At 62.3% G+C, this 26307-nt stretch carries 22 protein-coding genes; 6 read left to right on the top strand and 16 right to left on the bottom strand.

Annotation, left to right across the window (positions count from 1 at the left end; all coding sequences use genetic code 11):
- Window positions 1–29: 29 nt before the first annotated feature.
- From argH to pheS, 9 genes are all read right to left on the bottom strand, one after another.
- The gene (gene argH, locus M3G19_RS01430; protein WP_259900092.1) at window positions 30–1466 is read right to left on the bottom strand and encodes an argininosuccinate lyase; all 1437 of its coding nucleotides are present in this window, start codon (window positions 1464–1466) and stop codon (window positions 30–32) included.
- A 2-nt stretch (window positions 1467–1468) separates the two neighbouring features.
- On the bottom strand, window positions 1469–2689 hold the full coding sequence (locus M3G19_RS01435) for an argininosuccinate synthase (RefSeq protein ID WP_259900093.1): 1221 nt from the start codon (window positions 2687–2689) through the stop codon (window positions 1469–1471).
- Window positions 2690–2765: 76 nt separating this feature from the next.
- Window positions 2766–3272, bottom strand: a complete 507-nt coding sequence (locus M3G19_RS01440; RefSeq protein WP_259900094.1) for an arginine repressor — start codon at window positions 3270–3272, stop codon at window positions 2766–2768.
- Window positions 3269–4456 (bottom strand): acetylornithine transaminase, encoded by a 1188-nt coding sequence (locus M3G19_RS01445; protein WP_259900095.1) that lies wholly within the window; start codon window positions 4454–4456, stop codon window positions 3269–3271. The genes M3G19_RS01440 and M3G19_RS01445 overlap by 4 nt, the downstream gene beginning before the upstream one ends.
- A complete protein-coding gene (argB, locus tag M3G19_RS01450) occupies window positions 4456–5388 on the bottom strand; it encodes an acetylglutamate kinase (RefSeq protein WP_259900096.1) in 933 nt (310 codons plus the stop codon). Before argB ends, M3G19_RS01445 begins: the two co-directional genes overlap by 1 nt.
- Window positions 5389–5404: 16 nt before the next feature.
- Window positions 5405–6565 carry a bifunctional glutamate N-acetyltransferase/amino-acid acetyltransferase ArgJ gene (gene argJ / locus M3G19_RS01455; protein WP_259900097.1) on the bottom strand — a complete coding sequence of 387 codons (1161 nt, stop codon included), beginning with the start codon at window positions 6563–6565 and terminating at the stop codon, window positions 5405–5407.
- A 52-nt stretch (window positions 6566–6617) separates the two neighbouring features.
- Window positions 6618–7661 carry an N-acetyl-gamma-glutamyl-phosphate reductase gene (gene argC, locus M3G19_RS01460; protein ID WP_259900098.1) on the bottom strand — a complete coding sequence of 348 codons (1044 nt, stop codon included), beginning with the start codon at window positions 7659–7661 and terminating at the stop codon, window positions 6618–6620.
- Window positions 7662–7716: 55 nt separating this feature from the next.
- Complete coding sequence (pheT, locus tag M3G19_RS01465) at window positions 7717–10251, bottom strand: phenylalanine--tRNA ligase subunit beta (RefSeq protein ID WP_259900099.1); 2535 nt, start codon at window positions 10249–10251, stop codon at window positions 7717–7719.
- A gap of 26 nt (window positions 10252–10277) precedes the next feature.
- Window positions 10278–11318: a phenylalanine--tRNA ligase subunit alpha gene (gene pheS / locus M3G19_RS01470; RefSeq protein WP_259900100.1), complete on the bottom strand. Its 1041-nt coding sequence runs from the start codon at window positions 11316–11318 to the stop codon at window positions 10278–10280.
- A gap of 253 nt (window positions 11319–11571) precedes the next feature.
- Here pheS and M3G19_RS01475 point away from each other — a divergent pair, with 253 nt between their 5' ends.
- Entirely contained in the window at window positions 11572–12615 is a 1044-nt protein-coding gene (locus M3G19_RS01475) for an intradiol ring-cleavage dioxygenase (protein WP_259900101.1), read from the top strand.
- Here the strand turns inward: M3G19_RS01475 and M3G19_RS01480 are convergent.
- Window positions 12612–13424 (bottom strand): RNA methyltransferase, encoded by an 813-nt coding sequence (locus tag M3G19_RS01480; RefSeq protein WP_259900102.1) that lies wholly within the window; start codon window positions 13422–13424, stop codon window positions 12612–12614. The genes M3G19_RS01475 and M3G19_RS01480 overlap by 4 nt on opposite strands.
- A 50-nt stretch (window positions 13425–13474) precedes the next feature.
- Between M3G19_RS01480 and M3G19_RS01485 the strand changes: the two genes are divergently transcribed.
- From M3G19_RS01485 to M3G19_RS01500, 4 genes are all read left to right on the top strand, one after another.
- Entirely contained in the window at window positions 13475–14626 is a 1152-nt protein-coding gene (locus M3G19_RS01485) for a sensor histidine kinase (protein ID WP_259900103.1), read from the top strand.
- A gap of 180 nt (window positions 14627–14806) precedes the next feature.
- Window positions 14807–15037 carry a hypothetical protein gene (locus M3G19_RS01490; RefSeq protein ID WP_259900104.1) on the top strand — a complete coding sequence of 77 codons (231 nt, stop codon included), beginning with the start codon at window positions 14807–14809 and terminating at the stop codon, window positions 15035–15037.
- A 35-nt stretch (window positions 15038–15072) separates the two neighbouring features.
- Window positions 15073–15741, top strand: coding sequence for a response regulator transcription factor (locus M3G19_RS01495; protein WP_259900105.1), 669 nt, complete (start codon window positions 15073–15075; stop codon window positions 15739–15741).
- 255 nt (window positions 15742–15996) lie between these two features.
- On the top strand, window positions 15997–17481 hold the full coding sequence (locus M3G19_RS01500) for a hypothetical protein (RefSeq protein ID WP_259900106.1): 1485 nt from the start codon (window positions 15997–15999) through the stop codon (window positions 17479–17481).
- A 78-nt stretch (window positions 17482–17559) separates the two neighbouring features.
- Here the strand turns inward: M3G19_RS01500 and M3G19_RS01505 are convergent, their stop codons facing one another.
- From M3G19_RS01505 to M3G19_RS01525, 5 genes are all read right to left on the bottom strand, one after another.
- On the bottom strand, window positions 17560–18639 hold the full coding sequence (locus M3G19_RS01505) for a hypothetical protein (RefSeq protein ID WP_259900107.1): 1080 nt from the start codon (window positions 18637–18639) through the stop codon (window positions 17560–17562).
- Window positions 18640–18792: 153 nt separating this feature from the next.
- Window positions 18793–19176 (bottom strand): 50S ribosomal protein L20, encoded by a 384-nt coding sequence (gene rplT / locus M3G19_RS01510; protein WP_076598499.1) that lies wholly within the window; start codon window positions 19174–19176, stop codon window positions 18793–18795.
- Window positions 19177–19235: 59 nt separating this feature from the next.
- Entirely contained in the window at window positions 19236–19430 is a 195-nt protein-coding gene (rpmI, locus tag M3G19_RS01515) for a 50S ribosomal protein L35 (protein ID WP_259900108.1), read from the bottom strand.
- Window positions 19431–19481: 51 nt separating this feature from the next.
- On the bottom strand, window positions 19482–20060 hold the full coding sequence (infC, locus tag M3G19_RS01520) for a translation initiation factor IF-3 (RefSeq protein WP_210572271.1): 579 nt from the start codon (window positions 20058–20060) through the stop codon (window positions 19482–19484).
- Window positions 20061–20789: 729 nt separating this feature from the next.
- Complete coding sequence (locus M3G19_RS01525) at window positions 20790–21302, bottom strand: hypothetical protein (protein WP_259900109.1); 513 nt, start codon at window positions 21300–21302, stop codon at window positions 20790–20792.
- 44 nt (window positions 21303–21346) lie between these two features.
- On the opposite strand from M3G19_RS01525, the gene M3G19_RS01530 reads away from it, so the two are divergent.
- A complete protein-coding gene (locus M3G19_RS01530) occupies window positions 21347–23377 on the top strand; it encodes a DUF2339 domain-containing protein (RefSeq protein WP_259900110.1) in 2031 nt (676 codons plus the stop codon).
- Between the two features lie 10 nt (window positions 23378–23387).
- On the opposite strand, the gene uvrA is transcribed toward M3G19_RS01530, so the two are convergent.
- Window positions 23388–26246 carry an excinuclease ABC subunit UvrA gene (gene uvrA / locus M3G19_RS01535; protein ID WP_259900111.1) on the bottom strand — a complete coding sequence of 953 codons (2859 nt, stop codon included), beginning with the start codon at window positions 26244–26246 and terminating at the stop codon, window positions 23388–23390.
- Window positions 26247–26307 lie beyond the last annotated feature (61 nt).

Here is a 26307-nt window from a genome sequence, read left to right on the forward strand (position 1 = left end):
TCAGCCCCGCGCAGTGAAACAGACGGTGGCTAGGCGCCGCGCACGGGAGTCTGTGCCCACTCGCGCGCCGCGGCATTGGCGTCGTCGACACGCTTGCGCTGCTCCGCGACGCGAACAGCAGCGGTTCCGCCACGCGTGGAACGGGATGCCACGGCACCATCGATCGTGAGTACCTCACGCACATCAGGGGTGAGACGCTTATCGACGCCGGCGAGCTCCTCATCCGTCAGATCCACCAAATCCACCCCGCGGGCCTCCGCGATGCGGACGCAGGCGCCGGATGCTTCGTGGGCCTCGCGGAACGGCACGCCCTGGCGGACCATCCATTCGGCCAGGTCCGTCGCCAAGGTGAATCCCGCTGGCGCGAGTTCGCGCATGCGGTCTTCGTGGAATGTCAGCGTGGACACCAGGCCCGTCATCGCCGGAAGGAGGATGCGGAGCTGGTTGACCGAATCGACGATCGGCTCCTTGTCCTCCTGCAGGTCGCGGTTGTAGGCCAGTGGCAGGGCCTTGAACGTGGACAGCAGGCCAGTCAGGTTGCCGATGAGGCGGCCCGTCTTACCGCGTGCGAGCTCCGGGACATCCGGATTCTTCTTCTGGGGCATGATTGACGAACCGGTGGACCAGGCGTCGTCAAGCGTGACGTAGCCGAATTCCGGCGTCGACCACGCGATGATCTCCTCAGCCAGACGGGAGATATCCACGGCGATCTGGGCGAGCACGAACGCGCCCTCGGAGACGAAATCGCGTGAGGACGTGCCATCGAGGGAGTTGTCGGTGGCAGAGTCGAAACCGAGTTCCTCCGCGATCGCCTCGGGGTCGAGCTGCAGCGACGAGCCCGCGAGCGCACCGGAACCGTACGGCGAGACAGCAACGCGCCTGTCCAGGTCGCGGATGCGCTCCAGGTCGCGCAGCAGCGGCTGGGCGTGCGCCAGCAATGAGTGCGCGAGCAGGATCGGCTGCGCCGCCTGGAAGTGGGTCTTGCCTGGCATGATGGCATCCGGGTGTGCGCCAGCCTGGTTGGAGAGCGCTTCAACCAGATCACTCACGTCAGCCGCAACGTCACGGAAGGCATCGCGCACCCACATGCGGAACATCGCGGCGACCTGGTCGTTGCGGGAACGACCCGCGCGCAGACGACCGCCGAGCTCCGGACCGACGCGGTCGATCAGGCCACGCTCCATCGCGCCGTGCACATCCTCGTCGGTCGGAAGCGGGCCGAAGGAGCCGTCGGCGACGTCGCGGCCGAGCTGCTCGAGCCCGTCTAGCATCGCTTCAAGATCGGAATCGGTCAGAAGGCCCGCGCGGTTGAGCACCTTGGCGTGCGCCTTGGAGGCCAGCACGTCATACGGGGCCAGAATCCAGTCGAAGTGCGTGGACACCGACAGGGCGAACATCGCCTCCGACGGGCCGCCGGAGAAACGTCCGCCCCACAGGGCGCCTTCGTTCGTGCCGTGCTGCTTCATCTTTACTTCTCCTGGGCAGCTGCGTTAGCTGCTGCCCTGTCGCGCTTGTTGGCGATCTGGGAGGACAGGCCGTGAAGCTTGACAAAGCCCTTGGCGTGAGTCTGATCGAAGGTGTCGCCGGTGTCGTAGGTGGCCAGGTTGAAGTCGTACAACGAGTGGTTGGAGCGACGGCCGTTGACAGTGATGGAGCCGGCGTGCAGCACCATGCGGATATCACCGGTGACGTGCTCCTGGGTGGACTCGATGAAGGCATCCAGGGAGCGCTTCAGCGGGGCGAACCAGAGGCCGTCGTAGACCTCCTCGGACCAGCGGGCGTCGATAAGCCTCTTGTAACGGGCGAGCTCGCGCTCAACCGTGACATCCTCGAGCGCCTCGTGCGCGGTGATGAGTGCGACTGCGCCCGGTGCTTCGTAGACCTCGCGGGACTTGATGCCCACCAAACGGTCCTCGACCATGTCCAGACGACCGATGCCCTGGGCGCCGGCGCGACGGTTCATCTCTTCGATGGCCTCAAGGACAGTGACCTTGCGACCGTCGATCGCGACCGGCTTGCCGCCTTCGAAGGAAATGATGACCTCGTCCGGAGCGTTGCCCAGCGCCGGGTCCTCCGTGTAGGCGTAGAGGTCCTTTGTCGGCGGGTTCCACAGATCCTCGAGGAAGCCGGTTTCGACGGCGCGGCCCCACACATTCTGGTCGATGGAGAACGGCGATGCCGCGGACTGCTCAATCGGCAGATCCTTGCCCTCGGCGTACTCGATGGCCTTGTCGCGGGTCCACGCGTAATCGCGGGCCGGAGCGATGATCTCCAGGTCCGGGTCCTGGTTGACGAAGCCGACTTCGAAACGGACCTGGTCATTGCCCTTGCCGGTGCAACCGTGCGCGACGTGCGTGCCGCCGTGCTCCTTGGCTGCGTCGACGAGGTGCTTGACGATCAGCGGGCGGGAGATCGCGGAGACCAGCGGGTACTGCTTCATGTACATGCCGTTCGCCTTGATGGTCGGCAGGCAGTATTCCTCGGCGAACTCGTCGCGGGCATCCACGACGATGGACTCGACAGCGCCGCAATCCAGCGCGCGCTGGCGCACGGACTCCAGGTCCTCGCCGCCCTGTCCCAAGTCGAGGGAGACAGCGACGACCTCGCCGTCGGTCATTTCAGCCAGGTACGGGATGGCCACGGAGGTGTCCAGGCCGCCGGAATACGCGAGAACAACGCGGTTGGTCATGACAGTCAATGCTCCTTAATTCAGCAGTGTGAAATTCCAGGTCTAAAAATTCAGTTATCTAGCGTGGGGTTTCCAGCTAATCCTCATCGCTGGGCTCGTTTTGCACCTCGCCCATGAATTCAGCGGCGAGGTCGGCGCCAGTGAGCGGTTCGCGCGCGAGAACGAACACCGTATCGTCGCCCGCGATTGTGCCCACGACTTTTTCTAGTGCCACTCGGTCAATGTAGCTTGCCAGGTACTGTGCCGCGCCCGCAGGGGTGCGCAGCACGGCGATATTGCCGGTGTGGTCGATGGACACGACGAGCTCCGCGAGCATGCGGCGCAGCTTGTCGCGCGGGCCTTTCGGGGAAGCCTGGAAGGACTGGGCTTCCTCCCCCACCGCGTAATACGAGCGCCCGCCACCCGTGGGGCGCACCTTGCGCGCCCCGAGTTCGTCGAGGTCGCGCGACAACGTCGCCTGGGTGATGTCGATGCCCTCGTCCAGCAGCAGCTCGGAGAGCTGCACCTGCGACGACACACGCGTGTGGTCGAGAATGGCCAGGATCTTCGCCTGGCGCACGGCGCGTGAATTCGGTGTTGTCATCGTGTCTCCTCCACACACTCGTTCAGCGTCGCCTCAAGTGCGGCGACAGCGCGGTCAAGCTCCTCGTCCGTGATCGTCAGCGGCGGAGTCAGGCGCAGCACATTATCCGTCGGCGCATTCAGTATCACGCCATGCTTCAAGCCGACGCGCACCGCGTCTTTCGCCACCGGCGCCGACAAGACGACGCCCAGCATCAATCCGCGGCCGCGCACATGGTCGACGCCAGCAAGCTTATCGACGGCTCCCGCCAGCCCCTCGCCCTTCTCTTTCACCGCCACGCAGAATGCGTCGTCGACGCTATCCAGCACCGCATTGGCTGCCGCGCAGGCAATGGGGTTACCGCCGAATGTCGTGCCATGCGCGCCGGGGGTGAACAGCACTGCTGTTTTCGCGTTGGCGACCACCGCGCCGATCGGCATGCCGCCAGCCAGGCCCTTTGCCATGGTGACGATATCCGGCTGCACGCCCGACTGCGTGAACGCGAAGAAATCTCCGGTGCGGCCGACGCCGGTCTGCACCTCATCGACGACCATGAGAATCCCGTGCTCGTCGCACAATGCGCGGACATCCTTAAGGAAGCCTTCCGGCGCCGGAATCACTCCCACTTCGCCCTGGATCGGTTCCATAAAGATCGCCGCGACATCGCCCGCATGCTTGTCGACGAGCTCGCGCACATGCTCGATATCGCCGTAAGCGTAGTACTCGACTCCGGGCACCAGCGGCGCGAAAGGCTCGCGCTTGCCCGGCTGGCCGGTGAGCGACAGCGCGCCCATCGTGCGTCCGTGGAAGCCGTTCTCGGCCGCCAGCACCGTCGTCCGTCCGGTCAAGCGGGAGAGCTTGAATGCCGCCTCATTCGCTTCACCGCCGGAATTGCAGAAGAAGACTTTGGCCTCCGGGTCACCGAACTTCTCGCGCAGCCGCGCCGCCGCAGTCAAAGCCGCATCCGACCCGAAGAAATTCGAGATGTGTCCGAGCTGGCTCACCTGCGTCGACACTGCGTCGATAAGCGCTGGATGTCCGTGGCCCAGCGAGTTGACCGCAATGCCGGCCAGCATGTCGACGTAGTCGTTGCCGTCAGCGTCTGTCACCGTCGCGCCGTTTCCCTTGACGAGGTGGAGCTGCGGTGTGCCGTACGTATTCATGAACACGTCGGTCCACTTGTTCAGCGCATCCTGGTTGCCCATCACTGCGGATCATCCTTCCTGAACACAGTTCCGTCCGGATAGTTCTCTTTCTCATAATCGTCCGGCAGCACCATTGTGCCCACGCCGCCCATGGTGAGCAGCTCCAGAAGCACCGAGTGCGGTATCCGCCCGTCAATGACATGCGCTGCGTTGACTCCGCCTTCCACCGCAGTCATGCAGGCTTCCATCTTCGGGATCATGCCCGAATCCAGATCCGGCACCATGCGGGCGAGCTGACTGAACGTGATCTTGGACAGCAGCGAATCCTTATTCGGCCAGTCGGTGTAGAGGCCCTCTACGTTGGTGAGCACGACGAGACGTTCTGCTTTGAGCGCCGCGGCGAGCGCACCCGCCGCCGAGTCTGCGTTGACGTTGTACACATTGCCGTCATTGCCCGGGGCGATGCTGGACACGACTGGAATGCGGCCGGCTTCGATGATGTCCATGACCGCCGACGGGTTCACATCGACGATCTCGCCGACCAGACCGATGTCTTTCTTCTCACCATCGACCTCGACATAGCGTTTCTGCGCCGTGAACAGACCGGCGTCTTCGCCGGAGGTGCCCACCGCGTACGGACCGTGCGAGTTGATGCGTCCCAACAGGTCGCGGCCGACCTGGCCGAAGAGCACCATGCGGACGACATCGAGGATCTCCGGCGTGGTCACGCGGAAGCCGCCGATAAACTCACCGCCGTCGAGTCCCAACTGCCCCAGCATCGCGGTGATCTGCGGGCCGCCGCCGTGGACGACGACCGGCTTCGCGCCGACGGTGCGCAAAAAGACCATGTCCGCGGCGAAAGCGGACTTCAAGTCATCGTCGATCATGGCGTTGCCGCCGTATTTCACCACGACGATCTTGTCGCGGTAGTGCTGCAGCCACGGCAGCGCCTCAGCGAGGACGTGCGCGCGGTCCTGATTGCTCAAATTCAACAGTGAACCTCCGCTCCTACGTCGAGTATTCCGAATTGATTTCCACGTACGAATACGACAGATCCGTGGTGCGCACGCTCGCGCGTCCCGGCCCGCCGGTCCCAAGATCCACAAGGACCTCGATATCCGCGCCGCTGAGATCGACATCGCGCGCACCTGGAGCGCCGGTGCTGTCGACGCATACCGGGGTGCCGTTGAAAGACACAGTGATCTTCTCCGGGTCCATCTCAGCGTCCGCCATTCCGACAGCGGCGAGCACGCGCCCCCAGTTCGGGTCGGAACCGAACATGGCGCATTTGACCAAATTGTCGCGCCCAATGGTGCGCGCTGCATTGAGAGCCTGCGTGTTATCGGCGGTGCCTTCCACCGTGATGACGACGCGCTTGGTCACACCCTCCGCATCAGCTTGCAACTGGCGTGAGAGCTCCTCGCACAGCTCGATGACCGCCTCGGTGAACTCCTGGGAGGTCGGCTGCACACCCGATGCGCCCGACGACATCGCAATGACTGTGTCGTTGGTGGAGGTCGCACCGTCAATATCGAGCGTGTTGAAGGTTTCACCGGCCGCTTCACGCAGAGCCGAATCCAGCACAGCCGAACTCACCACAGCGTCGGTGGTGATGCATGCGAGCATGGTCGCCAGCGACGGCGCCATCATGCCCACGCCCTTCGCCATGCCGCCGACACTCCATCCATCGCGTGTGACAATGGCTTCCTTAGACACCAGGTCTGTCGTCAGGATCGCCTCCGCCGCGAGATGACCGTGATCGCCCAGGTTCTCCCCCAGCTTCGAAATGCCGGATCGGATCGTCTCCATCGGGAGCAGATCGCCGATCAGGCCCGTGGAGCACACCGCGACCTCAGACGGTTTCACACCGAGCTCGCGCGCCGTGGCCTCTTGCATCTCCACTGCGTCCCGGTCGCCCTGTGTGCCATTGCAGGCATTCGCATTGCCGGAGTTATAAACCACGGCGGAAAGCGTGCCGTTATTCAGTGCGTTGCGAGTGACCTTGACTGGGGCCGCAACGACCTTGTTTCGGGTAGTCACCGCAGCCGCGTCAAAGCGCGGGCCGTTGTTGACCACCAACGCCATATCCGGCTTGCCGGATTGCTTGATTCCTGCCGTGACTCCAGCCGCCGAGAACCCGGCGGGGGCTGTCACACCTGTCGTAGCCATGTCACATTCCTTTACTTCAAAAGCAGCCGCGCGATGAAAGGCGTCGACCCGTCTATGGCGCTACCGCCGCCAAGGGAAGACCGTCCGTCTCGGTGAATCCGAGGGCGAGGTTCATGCACTGCACCGCTGCCCCGCCGGTCCCCTTGGTGAGGTTGTCGATCACCGACGTGACCAGCAGAACACCAGCCGATTCATCGACCTCGACCTGCATCAGGCACATATTCGTTCCCACGATGTGCTGGGTCTGCGGCTGGCGCCCTTGCGGAAGCAGTCGCACGAATGGTTCGCCCGCATAGAACTCCTCGTAGGCAGCACGCGCATTCTCCTCAGTCACGCCCGGTTTCAACGGCGCGGTGACGGTGGAGAGAATGCCGCGCGTCATCGGTGCCAACACCGGTGTGAAACTCACCGACACCTTCTCGTCGGTCACCTCGGAGAGGTTTTGCACCATCTCCGGGGTATGGCGGTGCTTGCCGGCGGTGTTGTACGCCTTCACCGATCCCATCGTCTCAGCGCCAAGCAGGTCCACATTGGCCTTCTTTCCCGCGCCGGACACACCGGTCACCGAGACGACGTTGAACTTCGGCTCCACCAATCCTCGGGCAGCCGCCGGCAACGCCGCGAGCGTCGCACCGGTGGGAAAGCACCCGGGGATGGCGATCCGTTTGGCACTCGCAATCTCCTCGCGGTGCCCCGGCATTTCCGGAATTCCGTAGGGCCAAAATCCGGCGTGATCGGATCCGTAATATGCAGTCCAGTCTTCCGCGTTTCGGAGCCGGAAATCCGCGGCACAGTCCAGCACGAGTGTGGACTCCGGCAACACAGCGCCGATTTCAGCAGAGAACCCGTGAGGCAGTCCGAGGAAGACGACATCGTGCGCGCCCAGCACCTCGACGGCGGTCTCCTCGATCACGCGGTCCGCCAGTTGCGGAACGTGCGGAAGCACGTCAGCACCTAATTGACCGGCATTCGAGTTTCCGGTCAGTGAGCCGATTTCAAAGGTTCCATCGAGAAAGCGCGGGTGCCCGACGAGCAGGCGGAGGATCTCCCCGCCCGCGTAGCCAGTGGCTCCTGCGACTGCGACTTTGATGGTCATAGCGTCAGGCTACACAGCACCCGCGCCCTTTGCAAATAATTCAGCGCAAATAATTTTATGCGCGCATCTCTGCGCCGAATTCCTTCTTCGCTGCCTCTGCTGCGGCAAGCCGGCCTTCGGATGCTTCGTCCTCGGTAAGCGTGCGATCCGGCGCGCGGAACACGAGCCCGAATGCGAGCGACTTCTTTCCTTCACCCAGGGACTCGGAGCGGTAGACGTCGAAAAGCGTCACGCTCTCGATGAGGTCGCCGGCATTGTTCTCCAGCGTGCGACGCACAGACTCAGCTGGGATCTCCTCGTCCACGACCAGCGCGACATCCTGATGCAGCGCCGGGAAGGACGACAGCACCGGCGCAGGAAGCTTCTCCGCCAACGGCAGTGCGGTCAGGTCGATCTCCATCGCGCACGTGCGTGCGGGAAGGCCCAGTGCTTCGAGCACCTGCGGGTGAAGCTCACCGGCGTGGCCGACCACGAGGTCGCCGCCGTCGACCGCCACAGACAGTGCGGCACAACGGCCGGGGTGCCACGGCAGCTCTTCGGCGGAAGAGATCTGGAGATCTACTCCCGCGGCCCGTGCGACGACCTGGGCGGACTCGACGGCATCCGACCACGTGTAGGCGCGGCCGTCACCCCACGGGCCTTCGAGCTCCGTATTGCCCGTCGCCACAGTCGCAGCGTGAAGGTGCTGCAGCGGCAGCGAAGCGATGAGCTCTTCGATCTCGGCATCAGCCGGACGCTGAGCGACGCTCGGCATCGGCGAAGAAGCAGACGACTTGTAAGCGACCTGTGCGACGGAGAACAACGAAAGGTCGTTGCGTCCGCGCGCGACATTGCGGCCGACGGCTTCGAGCATTGCCGGCAGAAGCGTCGTCGCCAAGACTCCATAATCAGCGTCGAGCGGGTTCTGCACCGTGACAACGCGGCGACGGTCGTCGTCAGCCTCCAGGCCCCAGGTGTCCAGCACAGTATTGGACATGAACGGCGTCGGGATGACCTCCGCGTAGCCGGAGTAGGCCAGCGCGTGAGTGACAGCACGGCGACGGCGTTGCAGCGGCGAGAGGCCACGGCCTCCGCGCGGGGTCGGCAGCTCAAGCGGAATTTCGTCGAGGCCCCCAAGTCGGACGATCTCTTCGATCAATTCCACCGGCTCGTTCAGGTCGGTGCGCCACGTCGGCGGAGTCACGGAAAGAACGGTCTCGCCATTTTCCTCGGTCTGCTCGACAGAGCAGCCGACCTCCTCGAGGCGCTTGACCACGGTCTCAACCGAGTAATCCACGCCGATCAGCTCCGACGGCTGCGCCGCGCGCAGACGGATCGCGTCGGGCTGCGGTGCATCGCCGACGATCGTGCGCTTGTCGGTGACAGTTCCGCCCGCAATCGAAACGAGCAGCGCGCATGCCAGATCCAGGGCTACCTCGACGAGGGCGGGGTCGACGCCGCGCTCGAAGCGTCGAGAAGCTTCCGAGCTCAACTTGTGGTGGCGTGCGGAACGCGCGACGGTGAGCGAATCCCACGTCGCGGCCTCGAAGAAGACGTCGGTGGTGTCGTCGCCGATCTCGGAGGTCGTGCCGCCCATGATCGCGGCGAGCGACTGGATGCCATTGTCATCGGAAATGACCACATCACCCGGGGTGAGCGTGCGCTTGACGTGGTCGAGGGTCTCGAATTCTTCGTCACCAGAGGCATTGTGCACCCGCAGACCGCCAGCGATCTTATCCGCGTCAAAGGCGTGCATCGGCTGGCCGAGCAGCAGCATGATGTAGTTGGTCACGTCGGTCGCGGCGTTGACGGAACGGATGCCAGCGAGCATGAGCGCACGCTTCATCCAGAACGGCGCCTGCGCAGCCGGGTCGATGCCTTCGACCTTGCGAACACCGAAACGCAGCGCCTTCGTCGATTCTTCGACGGTGATCGGCAGAGCGTCGCCTGTGGGCTCCGGCACGGCAGACAGATCAATACCGCTGATCTGCGGCTCCACTGCCACGTCCTTGTACTCCAGCCCGAAGGCGGAGGCCACTTCCCTGCCGAGCCCGCGTGCCGAAAGCGCGTAGCCGCGGTCGGGAGTGACGTTGACCTCGAAAACAGTGTCGTCGAAACCGCCGAGCACCTCGCGGGCATCCTGGCCCGGAACACCTGCGTCCTCCGGCAGGACGATGATGCCGTCGCTCTTGGACGTGAATCCGAGCTCCGCCTCGGAGGCCATCATGCCGTTAGAGATGTGGTCGTAGGTCTTGCGCGCGGAGATCTCGAACCCGCCCGGCAGCACTGCGCCCGGCAGGGAAACGACGACGAGATCGTTCAGTGCGAAGTTGCGGGCGCCGCAGATAATCCCCTGCAGCTCGCCCGTGCCGTTGGCGTCGCCGACGTTGACCTGGCAGTAGCGGATCGGCTTCTTGAACCCGGTGAGCTCCTCGATCTCCTCGACCCGACCGACAACGAGCGGGCCAGTGACTTCCGGGAGCGGCTCGTAGCCCTCGGTTTCAAAGCCGACGCGCACGAAGCCAGCATCGAGCTCCTCGGAGCTCACGGACCAACCGGGGTTACCGGCGTTATTCAGCAGGGACGTCAACCATTTCTGAGAAATCAGCATTTTCTACTCTCCTTCAACCTTCCCTGTTACGCCTGAACACCGAATGGCAGCGTGAAGCGGACATCACCTTCGACCATGTCGCGCATATCCGTCAGACCGTTGCGGAACTGCAGCGTGCGCTCAATGCCCATGCCGAATGCGAAGCCGGAGTATTCCTCCGGGTCGACGCCAACAGCACGGAGCACATTCGGGTTGACCATGCCGCAGCCGCCCCACTCGATCCAGCCGGCGCCGCCCTTCTTATTCGGGAACCACACGTCCACCTCCGCGGACGGCTCGGTGAACGGGAAATAGTTGGTGCGGATGCGCGTCTTGGTTTCCGGGCCGAACAGCACCTTCGCCAGGTGGTCAAGCGTGCCGCGCAGGTGCGCCATCGTCAGGCCCTTGTCCACGGCGAGGCCTTCCACCTGGTGGAAAACCGGGGTGTGCGTGGCGTCGAGCTCATCAGTGCGGAATACACGTCCCGGGCACGCAATGTAGATCGGCAGTTCGCGCTCAAGCATCGTGCGCACCTGAACCGGCGAGGTGTGGGTACGCATGACCTGGCGGGAGCCTTCCTCGCCGACGTAGAACGTGTCCTGCAGGGTGCGCGCCGGGTGGTCCGGGATGAAGTTCAGCGCGTCGAAGTTGAAGTACTCGGCCTCGACCTCCGGGCCTTCGGCGACTTCCCAGCCCATGCCGACGAAGATGTCGGCGATCTGCTCGCTCAGCGTCGTGATCGGGTGCATCGCACCAGCCTGCGCACGCGACGTCGGCAGTGTGACATCGACCTTTTCCTCGCGCAGCTGCTGCTCGCGGTGCTCCGCCTCACGCTCGGCGTGCAGTTGGCTGTAGCGCTTCTCCGCGCGACCGCGCGCCATGTTCACGAAGCGGCCCGCGTCCTTGCGCTGCTCTTTCGGAATCGACCCGAGTGACTTGCGCGCCTGCATGATCGGCGACTGCTCGCCCAAATGCCCGCGCTTCGCCTCCTCCAGCGACGCCAGGTCCGGCGCCGCCTCAAAAGCAGCGATTGCCTCGTCCGCAGCCTTGTTCAGGGCGTCCTCGGTCAGTTCAATTTCGGTGCTCACTACACCCGCACCTTTCTTTCCCGGCAGCGATATAGAACGGTGACAAGCATACCTGCGCGGTCCCGCGTACCCCGCAGTGATCTCGAACAGCCAACTCGCAGTTGAAACATTGCCTAACTGTGGCCATGTTTTGCGCGTACTTACACATCAACCGGGGTGCCACCACAGAAATGTTTTTTAAAGTGCCTTTGCCGGTATCCCACGAGGGACAAGACATCCCCGGCTCCGCCCAGTACAGAGAAGGAAATTGAAATTGGGCACCCGTGAAAACAACACAGTGAATGGCGTCAATGAAGTTCCGAGAACTTTCGAGGGCCGCGTGCTGCCAAACCAAGCAGAGGATCCCGAAGACCAAGGTCTGATCTTCGACATCGCCACGATTGAGAACCGCTTGTCGCGGCGCAGACTGTTGGGCATCTTCGGCTTGGGCGCCGGAACGGCCGCGCTTGCGGCATGCGCCCCGAGCGCGAAGAACAACGCATCCTCAACTACGACATCGCCGACAAGCGCGTCGTCGGCCACGGCCACCAGTACAGCTGAAGACCTCACCGAGATGAACAGCGAAACGGCCGGGCCATATCCGGGCGACGGTTCCAACGGACCAGACGTTCTAGAGAAGGTCGGCGTTGAGCGCAGCGATATCCGTGGCTCGATCGGTGGTGGCGCAACCGCAAGTGGTGTGCCGCTGAAGTTGCGGATGAACATCGTCGACATGGTCAACAACAACTCCCCGATGGTGGGTGCCGCTGTCTATATTTGGCATTGCGACGCTGCCGGCCGCTATTCCATGTATTCATCCGGTCTAGAAGACGAAACGTACCTGCGTGGTGTCCAGGTCACCGGCAATGACGGATTCGTCGAGTTCACGACCATCGTTCCGGGGTGCTACGAAGGTCGCTGGCCCCATATCCACTTCGAGGTATTCCCCTCAGTGGACGATATCGCCGACAGCACTAACGCGATTCTCACTTCGCAGATCGCTGTTCCGGCAGAGGTCTGCGACGCGGTCTACGGGACTGACAACTACACCGATTCCGGAACGCCCTATTCCCGAATCACGCTGGAGACCGACAACGTCTTCGGCGACGGCTGGGAACAGCAAACCCCTGCGGTATCCGGGGATGTCCAAGCTGGCTACAACGCGACCATCGATGTCCCCATCGACACCACGACACCGAGTTCCGGCGGCGCTGTACCCGGCATGGGCGGCGGCCCCGGCGGTTCCGGTGGCCCCGGTGGCCCGGCAGGATCTGGTGGTGCCGCGCCGAGTGGTGCCCCCGTCCCGCCGAGTGCCTAATCCTCTGCGAGCGCCTTCGCCGACTCCCACAAGCAGATCGACGCGGCTGTGGACAGGTTCAGCGACTCGGCGGAACCCTGAATGGGAATGGAAACGGTGTAATCGGCGGACTCGAGGACGTCCCCGGGCAGCCCATGGGCTTCGTTGCCGAACAGCCACGCAGTGGGCTGGTTTAGCGCATCACCGGAATCGGCAAGGTTCACCTCGCCGTGCATGGTGGTCGCGAACGTCGATAAGCCTGCTGCCCGCAGTTGGCCGAGCACTCCCTTGATGTCGCGCTCGCGGGCGACCGGCACGTGGAACAGCGAGCCAGCCGAGGACCGAACGACTTTCGGCGACTCCGGGTCGACGGTGTCGCCGGCGAAGACGACGGCGTCGGCGCCCAGCGCGTCGACGAGGCGAATGATCGTGCCGGCATTGCCCGGGTCGTTCGTCTCCACGCACACCGCGACAAGCTTCGGGCGCCCTTTCAAAATCGCGCCGAGCGTCCACGTCACCGGCTTGCACACCGCGAAAATCCCCGTCGTGTGCACCGTGTCCGTCAGCGCCTGCGCAGCCTTGTCCGTGATCGCGTGCGTGAACACGTCCATGTATCCCGCCGCCGTCACCACATCCGCGAAACGGTCCGCCGCCGCCTCCGTCACAAACAGGTCCGTCGCAGCACCCGTCGCCACAGCCGCCTCGACGGAGTTCTCCCCTTCCGCCAAAAAAGCTTTCGCTTTACGACGCCCCGCCGCCCTGTTCAACTTCCCCGCGTTGACCACCCGAGGAGTGCGTTCAGTGAAAGGCTGAGAGAAATCGAGGCTCATGCTGACCCAGCGTATAAGCAGCATCACGCAAGCGCTATTACGCTATCCGTGTGACATCGTTGCGCCAGTGGATCAAGGCGTTCCCCGAGTCGCCGGCACCACGCCGGTGGATTATCGCGGGGAGCGCCGTTGTCGTGTGCGTTGTTCTCGGCGTTACCCTGCTCGTTCCGGAAGGTCGCGCCGACGAAACAACCCAGACACTGTTCCACACCGCCGTCGTGATCGTTGCCGCACTCGCTGTCATCTCGCCCCTCCCCGCGGCGATTGGATTCGGCTTCCTGCTCCAAATATCTGCGATGCACGGAACCTTCCAGAGTCCGCTCATTTTCTTCAGCACCCTGGGCATCGTCTCGATACTGGCCCTAGTCGAAAGACCTCCTGTCAGCGGTGTCAGCGCCGCCATCCTCTGGTACTTGGCACTCACTGGTTTCGGCAACGGCCAATTCCTACCCGACGATGCGGAAACCGCCGCAATTCTCGGCGGTCTACTCTTCGCCGGATGGGTCGGCGGGTTCACTATCCGCGAGGCACTAGCAGGAAAGAGACAAGAATCCCGGCGGTTCAAACGTCAGCTCGCGGAAGAACGCGAGCGCGCCGTACGAGCACTTCACGGCTCTGTCGCTGCTTCATTGACATCAGTAGTCCTGCGAAGCGAGTCAATGGCGATGAACAGCAGCGAAAAATCACGCGAGTCCTCGTTGCTCATCGCTGAGGATGCACGTCGGGCCATGCGCGAAGTGCGCGAACTCATTCGGTTCATGCGCACTGATGAGGCCGCTGCCTCCGACAACCCACTTGCGAACGGCCCTGACGAACTGATTGAAAGCATCTCCGCCATCATCAACGTGATGCGCAGCCACGGGTTCACCGTCATTGAGTCGGGTATTAACGAGCAGGTACTCGACGGAGCTTCGTTGCACAACGGATACACGGTTCTCCGCGAAATCAATACCAACGCCCTCAAATACGCTGAGCGAGCGAAGCCGATCATCATCGCAGCAGTGCGTGACGACGACACCCTCACCCTCGCCATCCAAAACACGGTTTCCGGCCGTGAACGAGACGTCCAGATGACATCCGGCATCGGATTGGACGAAGCGATCAGCTTAGTGAAGCGAGAAGGCGGGAAGCTGACCTTCAACCAAACTGGCGACCAATGGCGGAGCGAGCTGACTCTGCCCTTGGGCAAAAACTCGCACTAAAGGAACGAAAGTATATTTCCCCAAGTCACAGGTGGATACTTTCGTCCACACTTTCGTTCAGTACCCGGAATATAGTTGTATCCTGCGTGGTCCAGACGGATAATCAAGGCCTACGCCGAATACACTGGGCCGCCAACCAATAAATTCACTGTCATTTTCCTGGAAGGACATCAACTCATCATGAAGAAGATCTCTACCACCACTGTCGCAGCCATTACCGCCGCCGCCGTCGCTCTCGCTCCGGCGGCTTCCGCAACCACGTCCACCGCTATCGTCGACACCCCAGAGACCACTACCGTCACCCCGATCAACGACGATGCCGAGCCGACCCTTGGCTTCTACTCCGGCGCCATGGGCAACATGTTCAAGTGCGGCGGCGCCATCGCCAAGATCTGGTGCCGCACCAAGTAAGCACACGTTCCCATTTTTGATCACGTTAGGTTTCTATGAGTAGTGGTGATGACCAGAACATCCGCATCTTCCTCGTCGACGACGACCCGCTCGTGCGCGATGTCCTGAACCGCTACCTCACTTCCGCTGACGGCATTGATGTCGTCGGCACAGCATCGAGTGGTCCGGAGGCCCTCGAGCTCATCGACCCGGAGGTGATCGACCTCGTTCTCTCGGATGTCTACATGCCCGAGATGGACGGGCCGAGCCTGCTCGGTCGCCTCAATCAACTTCCGAAGACGCCGGCCTTTCTCGCGATCACCTCGCTGGAGAACGACCGGAAGATGCTCGATGTTCTGGCCCAAGGCGGGCGCGGATACATCCTGAAGAGCCAGCCGCCGGAAGAGATCGTTCTTTCTGTGCGCCAGGCCGTCACCGGCGGAACAGTCGTGTCCCCTGCCGCGATGACGAAACTCGTGCGCTACATCTCTCCCGAAGACACGCCCGTCGAATCCGCACCACAACAGCGGACCTACCCCGACGGCATCACCGACGGTGAAATCGATGTCCTGGAGCTCCTCTGCGAAGGGTTGAGCAATTCCGATATCGCACGCCGTCTCAACTACTCCGAATCGACGGTGAAAAAGCACGTTTCGCGCTTGCTCACTCTCTACGGGGTGTCATCGCGTCTCGATCTCGTCGTGCACGTTCTCGGCGGCAAATAACTCACCCGTATACACGGGCCGTCTTCTACTTACACTTTCGTTCCTTTCCGCAGGTCGCTCCGCAGCCCCGCGGAACGAAAGTCCCTGACCTGCAAACTTAGGTACCAAGAGGCTTGTTTTTCCTTGTTTGTGCTCTGTGCACGGCTTAGGTTGAACGTCATCAGCGTCCAACCGATCACTGACAACGATCACAGCCGGGGAACCATCCCGGTATGCGCTGCCGAAGTATTCAACACGAGAAAGGAAGAACCTGTCATGGCCCGCTACACCCGCCGTGCAGCTGCTGCCGCACTCGCAGCACTGATGACCGCAACCGCCGCTGCAAACCCCGCAACCGCTGCGACCCTCGAAGAGTCCGCTCCGGAGACCCCGGCAACCAACGCCAAGCTGCCGATCATCCACACCTACCGTGGCAGCGACCACCTCAAGGCAAACGTCCTCAACCCGCGCCCGGTGTGCAACTCCACCGAGGACTACCGCACCGTCGTCTACAAGGTGACCGATAACTTCCTGCCGGTTGGCACCATCTCCACCACCAACCTGTCCGACAAGTCCATCCCGCTGCAGCAGGAGCTGTCCCGCACCCAGAACATCTCCGCAAGCATCAACGGCTCCAAGACCGAGACCCTCGAGCTCGGCGGCCAGGCTTCCAAGAAGGGTATGCAGGGCAGCATCGGCTACTCCCTGGCTAAGTCCCTCGGCTGGGATGTCTCCGGCTCCCTGAGCTGGACCGTCGGCCAGCAGATCGGCCCGTACGACGTCCCGGCTGGCAACACCGGTGAGGCTTCCTACGGTTTCCGCACCGTCACCATGACCGGCACCCAGCAGCGTTGCAAGCCGAACGGCACCTGGGCTACCCCGACCGCTTGGGTTGCCAACATGCCGGTCAAGAACGAGGTCCGCGTCAAGAATTACGACACCCCGGCTGACTCCTGGGCACCGAACAAGGGCGCACAGGTCACCAAGCCTGTCGACAACCCGAACCCGGCATACCACTCCGACGTGGAGAAGATGAACGAGGGCGAGACGCTCGACGACGTCAACAAGGTCAAGGACAACGACTCCGAGGACGTCACCAACAAGAAGATCGACGTGAACGCTCCGAAGCCGGAGGCTGACAAGGACGCTAAGGCTGACAAGGACGCCAAGGCTGACAAGGAGAACAAGGACGCCAAGGCGGACAACAAGGACGTTACCGTCGAGGCTGTCGCCGACACTGAGACCAAGAAGGTCGAGGACTCCAACAAGCCGGCAGCTGATGCCCAGAAGCTCGACATCGAGCCGTACTTCACCACCTCCAGCTCCAAGGCTGAGGGCTTCGCAGGCTCCGTCGCTCTGCGCGCTAAGAACGTCGGCACCGACCGCTACTGGGGCGAGTTCCCGGCGATCACCTTCCGTGTCGAGGTCCGCACCGAGGACGGCCCGAAGGGCGTTGACCGCCTCATCACCACCACCAAGGCTAACGGCGCTCACATCCGCGACATGGGCTACAACCACGACAAGGGCGTCCGCACCTTCGAGGTCACCCTGTCCAACCCGGTCAACGCTGGTGACGACGTCCTGCTCGGTGCCTTCTCCTTCGGCGACGGCAACACCAAGGAAGGCCGCCTTACCAACTACATGACGGTCACCCAGACCGGTCGTCTCGCCGGCGACAACTCCACCGGCAACGACCAGAACGTTGACTCCCGCAAGGCCACCGTCAACGACTTCGGCAAGCCGCATAACGGCCTGTTCTAAGGGGAGCACAACCCCGCGAAGATTGCTTCAACCTGTCCGCACGCACTGCGTGTGGGCAGGTTTTCGCGTTATTGATGGCTAGTCGTCTGGTATGGGCGTCCGGTCCAAAATCTCGGCGATGGCCGTAGCGGGCACGACTGTCTTTTTCGCGTCTAAATGAATGAGCTCGCCCATGGCTTCTGTCCATTCCGCAACCACGACCCGGTGGCCCTTCATCGTCGTTTCAATCAGGCCTCCATCGACATTTCCTCCGGCGACAATCACGAGCACAAAAGCGATGTCCCCTTCGTTGACGAACCGCGCCGCTTCCGCCAGAGCATTGATCGAACGGTGGCGGGACAGCTCCTTCAGACCGAGGTTGTGATCCACAAACGTGCCCTGCTGCGTCACACTCAAAGTGCCGTTCCAATATTTAATGTCCGCGACGACGACTCCGCCACGGGTGGAGATAATCTCGCCCACCTGAAGGGATTTCTCCTTCTCGGCTTGCTCGATCAGAGAGCCCAGAAAACGGTTCCTTTCCCGCGCCTGCGGAGTGGAAAAATCCAAACCGGAGAAGATGACCGGTTTGACCGCCCGCAATTCATTTTCCCGCACCCGCGTCAACGAAGAGCTTTTCCCCGGGCGGATATCGACATCGTGGGCAATCTGCACCTCGAATGGAAGCGCATTCTCCAGATCCAATCCGACCTGCTGTCGGCGGTAGAACGCCTCAGCGTACGTCTTCATGTGTGGGTGAGCATCAAGCCCATTGAATGTTCCGCGCCGAGCTTGCTTCACCAGCGGACTCAATTTCTCGACGCTTCGTGCATTCCGTGCGCGCTTTTTCACCCACCAGAATTGAAACCGCAGAATGAAGCCGAGGGCGACAATCGTGACCACAGCCATGAATCCACGAGAAAGCCAGTGCCCCCACCCGGCATCGACGATCACGGCAATGACATTGACTATCAGCGCGAAAGAAGCCCACAGCCCTAAAACGGCGAGATGGTATTTGACGTTGAAGCGCAGAGACGCTTGTGCGGCTTCAATGCGGCGCCACTTCTCGGCAGGATCCGCCGGATCGAACCTCTCTGGATCACGCGAGGAGGCCTGGACCGCACGCTCAAAGAAAAACCACGCACCAGACGACGGCGGTTTCCCTACGCGCAACGCCATGAGTGCCCCAACCTTTCCCGCCGCCGCTCAAAAAATCGCTAATCGGCCCGCCCCACGGCAGCACGCTGAGCCGAGCACAGACAATTACAGCACAACGCCCCGCTGTCCCGGGGTGAAACCGGGAGCAACGGGGCGTCGATAAGCGAAAAGCTCTTAGGCGGCCTTCGGAGCGTTGACGTCCTCCGGCAGAGCGTTCTTTGCAACCTCGCAGATAGCGGAGAACGCAGCGAAGTCGTTCACAGCCAGGTCAGCGAGAATCTTGCGGTCCACCTCGACCTCGGCCAGCTTCAGGCCGTGGATGAGACGGTTGTAGGTGATGTCATTCATGCGGGCCGCAGCGTTGATACGCTGGATCCACAGCTTGCGGAACTCAGACTTACGGGCGCGACGATCGCGGTACGCGTAGGTCTGGGAGTGCAGCCACTGCTCCTTCGCCTTGCGGTACAGGCGGGAACGCTGGCCGCGGTAGCCCTTAGCGGACTTCAGAATGTCGCGACGCTTCTTCTTGGCGTTAACTGAGCGCTTAACACGTGCCACAGTGATACTTCCTTACTTGTGAGAGATGTAGGTGTTTATTTCTGAAGGCAGGCGCTCTATTAAGCCTTGCCGAGGAGACGCTTGGTGCGCTTGACATCGCTCTTAGCGACGTCGGTGGTGCCGGAGAGCTTACGACGACGCTTCGCCGACAGCTTCTCGTTCAGGTGGCGCTTACCAGCCTGCTCGCGGCGCAGCTTGCCGGAACCGGTGACCTTGATGCGCTTTGCGGTGCCCTTGTGGGTCTTCTGCTTCATAGTGGTAAATCCTTTAGCTTTACTCGTTACGCTGGCTGGGCCAGCGGAACTCTACTTCTTACCCTTGCGAACGGGCCCAAGAACCATGGTCATGTTGCGGCCGTCCTGCTTCGGACGGGACTCGACCTGGCCGACCTCCTGGATGTCCTCGGCGAGGCGCTCCAGCAGGCGGTAGCCCAGCTCCGGACGCGACTGCTCGCGGCCGCGGAACATGATGGTCACCTTGACCTTGTTGCCCTTCTCCAAGAAGCGCTCAACATTGCTCTTCTTCGTCTGGTAGTCGTGCTCATCGATCTTCGGACGGAACTTCTGTTCCTTGACCACCGTCTGCTGCTGGTTCTTACGGGACTCGCGGGCCTTCTGGGCCTGCTCGTACTTGTACTTGCCGTAGTCCATGATCTTGCACACCGGCGGCTTCGCGTTCGGAGCGACCTCGACCAGATCGAGGTCGGCTTCGTACGCGAGCTTGCGTGCATCATCGGTACGGACAATTCCAACCTGCTCGCCGGACGGGCCGACAAGACGAACTTCCGGAACGCGGATGCGTTCGTTGATCCGAGCTTCAGCGCTGATGAGAACTCCTAGGGGTGAGAAAGACGTGTGCTGTTCGCTACCGAATCGCTTGTGCAGCGCTCCCTCACAACAAAAACCCACGTTCCATCAGCTTTGCTGTGGGACGTGGGAGTTTATCCTCAACACGGCAGTCAGCGCACATCTCGTGCGTTTCGTACCGTTGTTTTGACCCTTAGCCTTCCATCACTGGCGGCATCAGGTGGGAGAAACTCCACTTGCAACCCGCGCGCTTTGCGGCGCGTCAGGCGGTAGTGCGTTAGACGATAGCACTCTTGTATCGCTGGTCAAAATCTTCGTAAATTTCAAGGTGAGCCGGGAACCTTTTGCCCCACTCGCACCGTCTAACAGATACATATTTAACTGCGAGGAGGATCATGAATATCAACGACCAGCGCATCGCCCATATCAAGAACTCACTAGTCGAGTTGCGCTCCACCACAGTCCACGCGCAACAGCTTATCGACGACATCTCTCTCACCCTCACCCACCTCAACTCCCCCGTCACGCCTGATCATCCCGGCGGCGGAGCTCCGCCCGGCCCATCACGTCCACCTACTCCACCGGGACCGCGGGGCCCAGCCGGTCCCCCTGCCCAACAGGGCGGCTCAACTTCGCTGAAGGCCTTGCGTGGCGGGCCACGTCCTGCTCACCCCGGTCCCGGTCCGGCTGGTCACTCTCCTGCCCAAGGTCCCGCTGGCCCTGGCCAGGGTCCCGCCGGGCCCGCCGGCCCACGTCCGGTTGGCCGCCCACTTCCCGGTCACGCGGCTCCACGGCAGGATCTGCCACCTAACCCTTACCGGCCACCGCAGGTGGGTCCACCGCCGCAGGGTCCGCGTCCAGGTCCTCGCCCGCGGCCACAGCAGGGTCCGCCGCAGCAGGGCCCGCGGCCACAGCAGGGTCCGCAGCAGGGCCCGCCGCCTCGGGGTCCGCAGCAAGGTCCGCCACCACAGGGTCCGCGTCCGGGTCCGCAGCAGGGCCCGCCGCCTCGGGGTCCGCAGCAAGGTCCGCCGCCTCGGGGTCCGCAGCAAGGTCCGCCACCACAGCAGGGCCCACCGCAACAGGGTCCTCGCCCGGTTCCGCCGGTGAACCCGAAGCAACATCCGCGGCAGGGCCAGCAGGAAGGCCCGTCGCAGCAAGGCCAGCAGGAAGGCCCGTCGCAGCAGGGCCAGCAGGAAGGCCCTTCGCAACAGGGTCCTCGCCCGGTTCCGCCGGTAAACCCGGACCAACAGCCGCAGCAGAGTCCGCCTCCACAAGGCGTTCAACTAGCTCCGCAGCCAGCTCCTCCGCATAGCCAGCCACCCGCGTTCGTTCCCCGGCAGCCGTTCAAACCTGTGACCCCGCCTTTGACCACCGAACAGAAGGTCATTCGCGCGGCGGCCGTGCTCGGTTCGATCATCACATTCATCGGCGCGTGCTTCGGTGTCGCCCTCGCTATCCAGTCCGGGCTCCTCGGCCCTATCGGGCGGACCGTGGGTGCGTTCCTCCTCGCGCTCGTGCTCCTCGGTATCGGTATCAGGATCGATCTCCGCCGAGGCGCACAGCCGGGTGTCACTGCTCTCTATGTGACGTCGTATCTAATCATCGTCGCCGACTTGCTTTATATGACCGGCTCACAGCAGTGGCTATCATTCACTGGCTTATGTTTCGCGGGCGTGACAGTGTGGACAGCATTCCTTGCGCTAGCCATGTGGCGGAGGAACCTGTGGCTCGTGCTGAACATGTGCATTGCATATTTCTTCTATGGAGTCCCGATTTTCGACGGGGACGTCATCAATGTCCTCGCCTTCGTCCCGCCGTTGTTAGCTCTGGCCTTAACGTGGTTCATTCCTTCGGATAGGACTCCAAAACTAGCGCTGTCCACTCGATTTGCCACGGGCATTCTGATGTTCCGCGACCTCGTGATGCTTTCGTTTCTTTCCTCGTTGGACTATGACGTGACATTCGCGGGCCTTGTCGTTTACGTCGGTGTCTTTCTTTTCATTCTTAGCGAGCGCTACTTCCCGATCCGATTTTCAGGGCAAACTGAACGCATTTCGATGGCCGTCCTCGCTCCTGTATTCCTGATTGTCACTTCCTACTTCGTGGTCGGACAGGTATCCCTGTGGATACCCGTAGCGGTCACGTTCGCCGCGACGGTTACCGTCGCAGTGCTCTGGTTCGACGTCAAAGACCAAGAGCAAATGCGCCTTGGCAATATTTTCCTTGCTTCGTGGCTGGGGTTTTTCGCCTTCACGTTCTTGCCGGTCGTCCTAAGCACTTCCGGCCGCTACTCACACCTCGGCAGTACGCAAGCGACCGGGGTCGTCCTCTTCCTTCTCGCGTTCACCGCGGTGCTGGTACTACTGCGCCTTCGCCCTCTTCTGCCCCGCGTTCCGCTTCTCTCAACTTGGTTAGCCAGCCTTTTCTGCATCACCGCATATCTGCTCCCGGGCATTTTGAGTCCAAAATTTGCGCGCGGGACAGTAGTTGCAAACCTAATTGTCGGGTTGGCCCTGCTCGCTTTCCTTGCTTTCGCAGCCATTTACATCTGGAAGTGGCGCGAGATCGAAACTGTCGAAAGAAGAGTCTTTGCCGGCGCAGCTCTTTGGTTCTCCACCATGGCTGTCGTAACAACGTCCACCGCCGTCGGCGAACTCATCTCCCCGAGCTGTGTCCGCAGCATTTTCCAGGGAACCTCGGATGTATCCGATAATTCATGTTCCTTCCCGGAGGGGTACGAAGTCGGTTTCTTTGTGGGCCACATGATCGTTTCGATCTCCTTGATGGCCCTTGCATCCTGGTTGCTGATCAAACGTCCGAAGCCAGGCTCTGACTCGAAGGCCGCCCGCGTTACCGGTCTCGTCTTCGCGGGCGTGGCGACAGGAAAACTCGTCCTATTCGATATGGCCTCGCTCAGCGGTATCCCGCGTGTCATCGCATTCGTGGTTTGCGGTCTTCTGCTCATCGCGGTGGCTGTCCTCGGAGCGCAGCGTAACAGCAACGGTAACGGCGGACACGCTTCCGGCCCGAGCGGTAGCTTCCCCCCGTTCACGGACGGTGCTCCGATTCCGCCGGCTGGCCCCGCCGGAGATCCGCAACCTGTTGGTGCCCCGGCTCCCGTCGACTCTCACGGCCAGCACACTCCGATCCAGGTGAGCACCGAGCCCGGGCCTGAAGTGCAAAACGAGCAGCAGACCGCACCGGAGGCAGAACAGCGACAGCCGGACCAAGCTCCCGACCAACAGCCCGCACCGGAACCAGTGCAGCAACAGCCGGATCAAACTCCCGAACAGAAGCCTCCGCAGCACCCTGCACCGGAACCGGAGCAGCAAGAGCCGCAGGAATCCGCGGCAACGAACAACCCGGCAGACAAGCAGGACGGTCAGCCGAATTAACGGGGCGGGGCTACTTCCCCGGAAGGACGTCGGCGAGGAACTGGCCGGTGAAGGAACCGTCGACCTTCGCGACGTCCTCCGGGGTGCCCTGGGCAACGACGGTTCCACCGCCGGAGCCGCCCTCGGGACCCATGTCGATGATCCAGTCTGCGCATTTGATCACATCGAGGTTGTGCTCGATCACCAGCACTGAGTTGCCCTTGTCGACCAGGCCGTTGAGAACGTGCATCAGTTTGCGGATGTCCTCGAAGTGGAGGCCGGTCGTCGGCTCATCAAGGATGTAGATGGTGCGACCGTTGGAGCGCTTCTGCAGTTCGGCGGCCAGCTTCACGCGCTGAGCTTCGCCGCCGGACAGAGTCGTGGCGGACTGGCCGAGGCGGACGTAGCCCAGGCCGACGTCGCAAAGCGTTTTCAGATAACGGTGAATCGAGGTGATGGGCTCGAAGAATTCGGTGGCCTCGCTGATGGGCATGTCGAGGACCTCGGAAATGTTTTTGCCCTTGTAGTGCACCTCGAGCGTCTCACGGTTGTAGCGCGCGCCGCCGCACATCTCGCACGGCACGTAGACGTCTGGGAGGAAGTTCATCTCAATCTTGATGGTGCCGTCGCCGCGGCACGCCTCACAGCGTCCGCCCTTGACGTTGAACGAGAAGCGCCCGGCCTTGTAGCCGCGGACTTTCGCCTCTTGTGTCTCAGCGAAAAGGGTGCGGATCTTGTCGAAAACGCCCGTGTACGTCGCTGGATTCGAGCGCGGGGTGCGGCCAATCGGCGACTGGTCGACCTGCACGAGCTTGTCCAGGTGCTCGAGCCCGTCGACCTTCTTCACGCGTCCCGGAACCTGGCGGGCGCCGTTGAGACGGTTCTGGAGAGTCTTCGCCAGAATCTGATTCACCAGCGTCGACTTGCCGGAGCCAGACACGCCAGTCACGGCAGTCAGCACGCCGAGCGGCACATTCACGGAGACATTATCGAGGTTGTTCTCGCGCGCACCGACGATCTTCAGCATTCGTTGCTTATCGACGCCGCGCCTTTCCCCCGGCACCTCAATCTCCTTGCGGCCCGACAGGTAATCGCCGGTGAGCGAGTTCTTGGCTTTCTCGATGCCTTTCGGCTCACCCTGGTAGACGATTTCGCCGCCGTATTCGCCGGCGAGGGGGCCGACATCGACGAGCCAGTCGGAGGCGCGGATGGTGTCCTCGTCGTGCTCGACGACGACGAGAGTGTTGCCGATGTCCCGCAGCTTCTGCAGCGTCGCGATCAGGCGCTGGTTATCGCGCTGGTGCAGGCCGATCGACGGCTCATCCAGCACGTAGAGAACACCCGCAAGGCCAGATCCGATCTGTGTGGCCAAGCGGATGCGCTGCGCTTCGCCGCCGGACAGGGTTCCCGCGGAACGCGACAGGGTCAGGTAGTTCAAGCCGACGTCGAGCAGGAAGTGCAGGCGCGCCTGGATCTCACGCAGCACGGCGCCGGCGATCATCTCCTCGCGGTAGCCGAGCACCAGGTTGTCCAGGTACTCCGAAGCGTCTTCGATGGACAGCTCCGTCAACCCCGCGATGGACTTCTCGCCGTGAGTGGTGGAATCCAAGCGCACCGCGAGAATCTCCGGTTTCAGACGCGTGCCCTTGCACGTCGGGCACGCCACTTCACGGGTGTACGCGAGGTAGCGCTCCTTAGCGTGCTCGGATTCAGACTGCTCGATCTTGCGCTGCAAATACCCCTTCACGCCTTCAAAGGCGGAGGTGAAAGAACGCTGCCGGCCGTAGCGGTTCTTGTAGCGGACGGAGACTTTGGTTGACGTGCCGTCGATAAGCGCCTTGCGGTGCTTCGCGGGCAAAGACGACAACGGCTCGTGCGGATCGAATCCCTCCGCCTTCGCCAGCGCAACGACGAGCTTTTCGAAATAGCCCTTATTCGGCGAGGAATTCCACGGCTGGAACGCATCGACCGCAGGAGCATCCGGGTCGGGAATCACGAGGTCCTCGTCGATCTCGGAACGCGTACCTAGGCCGTCGCATGCCGGGCACGCGCCGAACGGCGAGTTGAAGGAGAACGCGCGCGGCTCGTACTCCTCCACCGACAGCTTGTGGCCATTCGGGCAGGCAGTCTTCTCGGAGAAGACCTCGACGCGCGCTGGGTCGTCCTGCTCGCGCTCGACCCAGTCGAAGGCGACGAGCCCGTCGGCGAGCTTCAGCGCAGTCTCGACAGAATCCGTGAGGCGCTGCTTCTGGCTCTCTTTGACGGTCAGGCGGTCGACCACCACGTCGATATTGTGCTTGACCTGCTTCTCCAGCTTCGGCGGATCAGACAGCTGATGCGTCTCGCCGTCCACCGTGACGCGCGCGTAACCCTGCGCCGACAAATCCGCGAACAGGTCGACGAATTCGCCCTTGCGCTTGCGCACGATCGGCGCGAGCACCTGGAATTTCGTGCGCTCCGGCTGCTCCATCACCCGGTCGACGATCTGCTGCGGCGTCTGGCGCTGAATCACCGCGTCGCACACCGGGCAGTGTGGCGTGCCGGCGCGTGAATACAGCAGACGCAGGTAGTCGTAGATCTCCGTAATTGTGCCCACCGTGGAGCGCGGGTTGCGGTTCGTCGACTTCTGGTCAATGGACACGGCTGGACTAAGCCCGTCGATGTATTCCACATCCGGCTTGTCCATCTGCCCTAAGAACATGCGCGCGTACGAGCTCAGCGACTCGACATACCGCCGCTGCCCTTCCGCGAAGATCGTGTCGAACGCCAGAGACGACTTGCCGGAACCCGACAGCCCCGTGAACACCACCATCTTGTCGCGCGGCAGCTCCACGTCGACACCTTTGAGGTTGTGCTCGCGCGCACCGCGCACCGTCAATTTCTCAGCCACGTTCAATCCTTCCCACGGCGTCTCTTCGAACAAACCTACCAACACCATTCCAACTACTCTT

Source organism: Corynebacterium sp. p3-SID1194 (assembly GCF_025144155.1).
Lineage (GTDB): Bacteria > Actinomycetota > Actinomycetes > Mycobacteriales > Mycobacteriaceae > Corynebacterium.

Bases quoted from the DNA above. Each gene is read 5' to 3' on its own strand.
- argH (WP_259900092.1), bottom strand. From the start codon at position 1,466: ATGAAGCAGCACGGCACGAACGAAGGCGCCCTGTGGGGCGGACGTTTC.
- M3G19_RS01435 (WP_259900093.1), bottom strand. From the start codon at position 2,689: ATGACCAACCGCGTTGTTCTCGCGTATTCCGGCGGCCTGGACACCTCC.
- M3G19_RS01440 (WP_259900094.1), bottom strand. From the start codon at position 3,272: ATGACAACACCGAATTCACGCGCCGTGCGCCAGGCGAAGATCCTGGCC.
- M3G19_RS01445 (WP_259900095.1), bottom strand. From the start codon at position 4,456: ATGGGCAACCAGGATGCGCTGAACAAGTGGACCGACGTGTTCATGAAT.
- argJ (WP_259900097.1), bottom strand. From the start codon at position 6,565: ATGGCTACGACAGGTGTGACAGCCCCCGCCGGGTTCTCGGCGGCTGGA.
- argC (WP_259900098.1), bottom strand. From the start codon at position 7,661: ATGACCATCAAAGTCGCAGTCGCAGGAGCCACTGGCTACGCGGGCGGG.
- pheT (WP_259900099.1), bottom strand. From the start codon at position 10,251: ATGCTGATTTCTCAGAAATGGTTGACGTCCCTGCTGAATAACGCCGGT.
- M3G19_RS01480 (WP_259900102.1), bottom strand. From the start codon at position 13,424: ATGAGCCTCGATTTCTCTCAGCCTTTCACTGAACGCACTCCTCGGGTG.
- M3G19_RS01490 (WP_259900104.1), top strand. From the start codon at position 14,807: ATGAAGAAGATCTCTACCACCACTGTCGCAGCCATTACCGCCGCCGCC.
- M3G19_RS01495 (WP_259900105.1), top strand. From the start codon at position 15,073: ATGAGTAGTGGTGATGACCAGAACATCCGCATCTTCCTCGTCGACGAC.
- M3G19_RS01500 (WP_259900106.1), top strand. From the start codon at position 15,997: ATGGCCCGCTACACCCGCCGTGCAGCTGCTGCCGCACTCGCAGCACTG.
- M3G19_RS01505 (WP_259900107.1), bottom strand. From the start codon at position 18,639: ATGGCGTTGCGCGTAGGGAAACCGCCGTCGTCTGGTGCGTGGTTTTTC.
- rpmI (WP_259900108.1), bottom strand. From the start codon at position 19,430: ATGAAGCAGAAGACCCACAAGGGCACCGCAAAGCGCATCAAGGTCACC.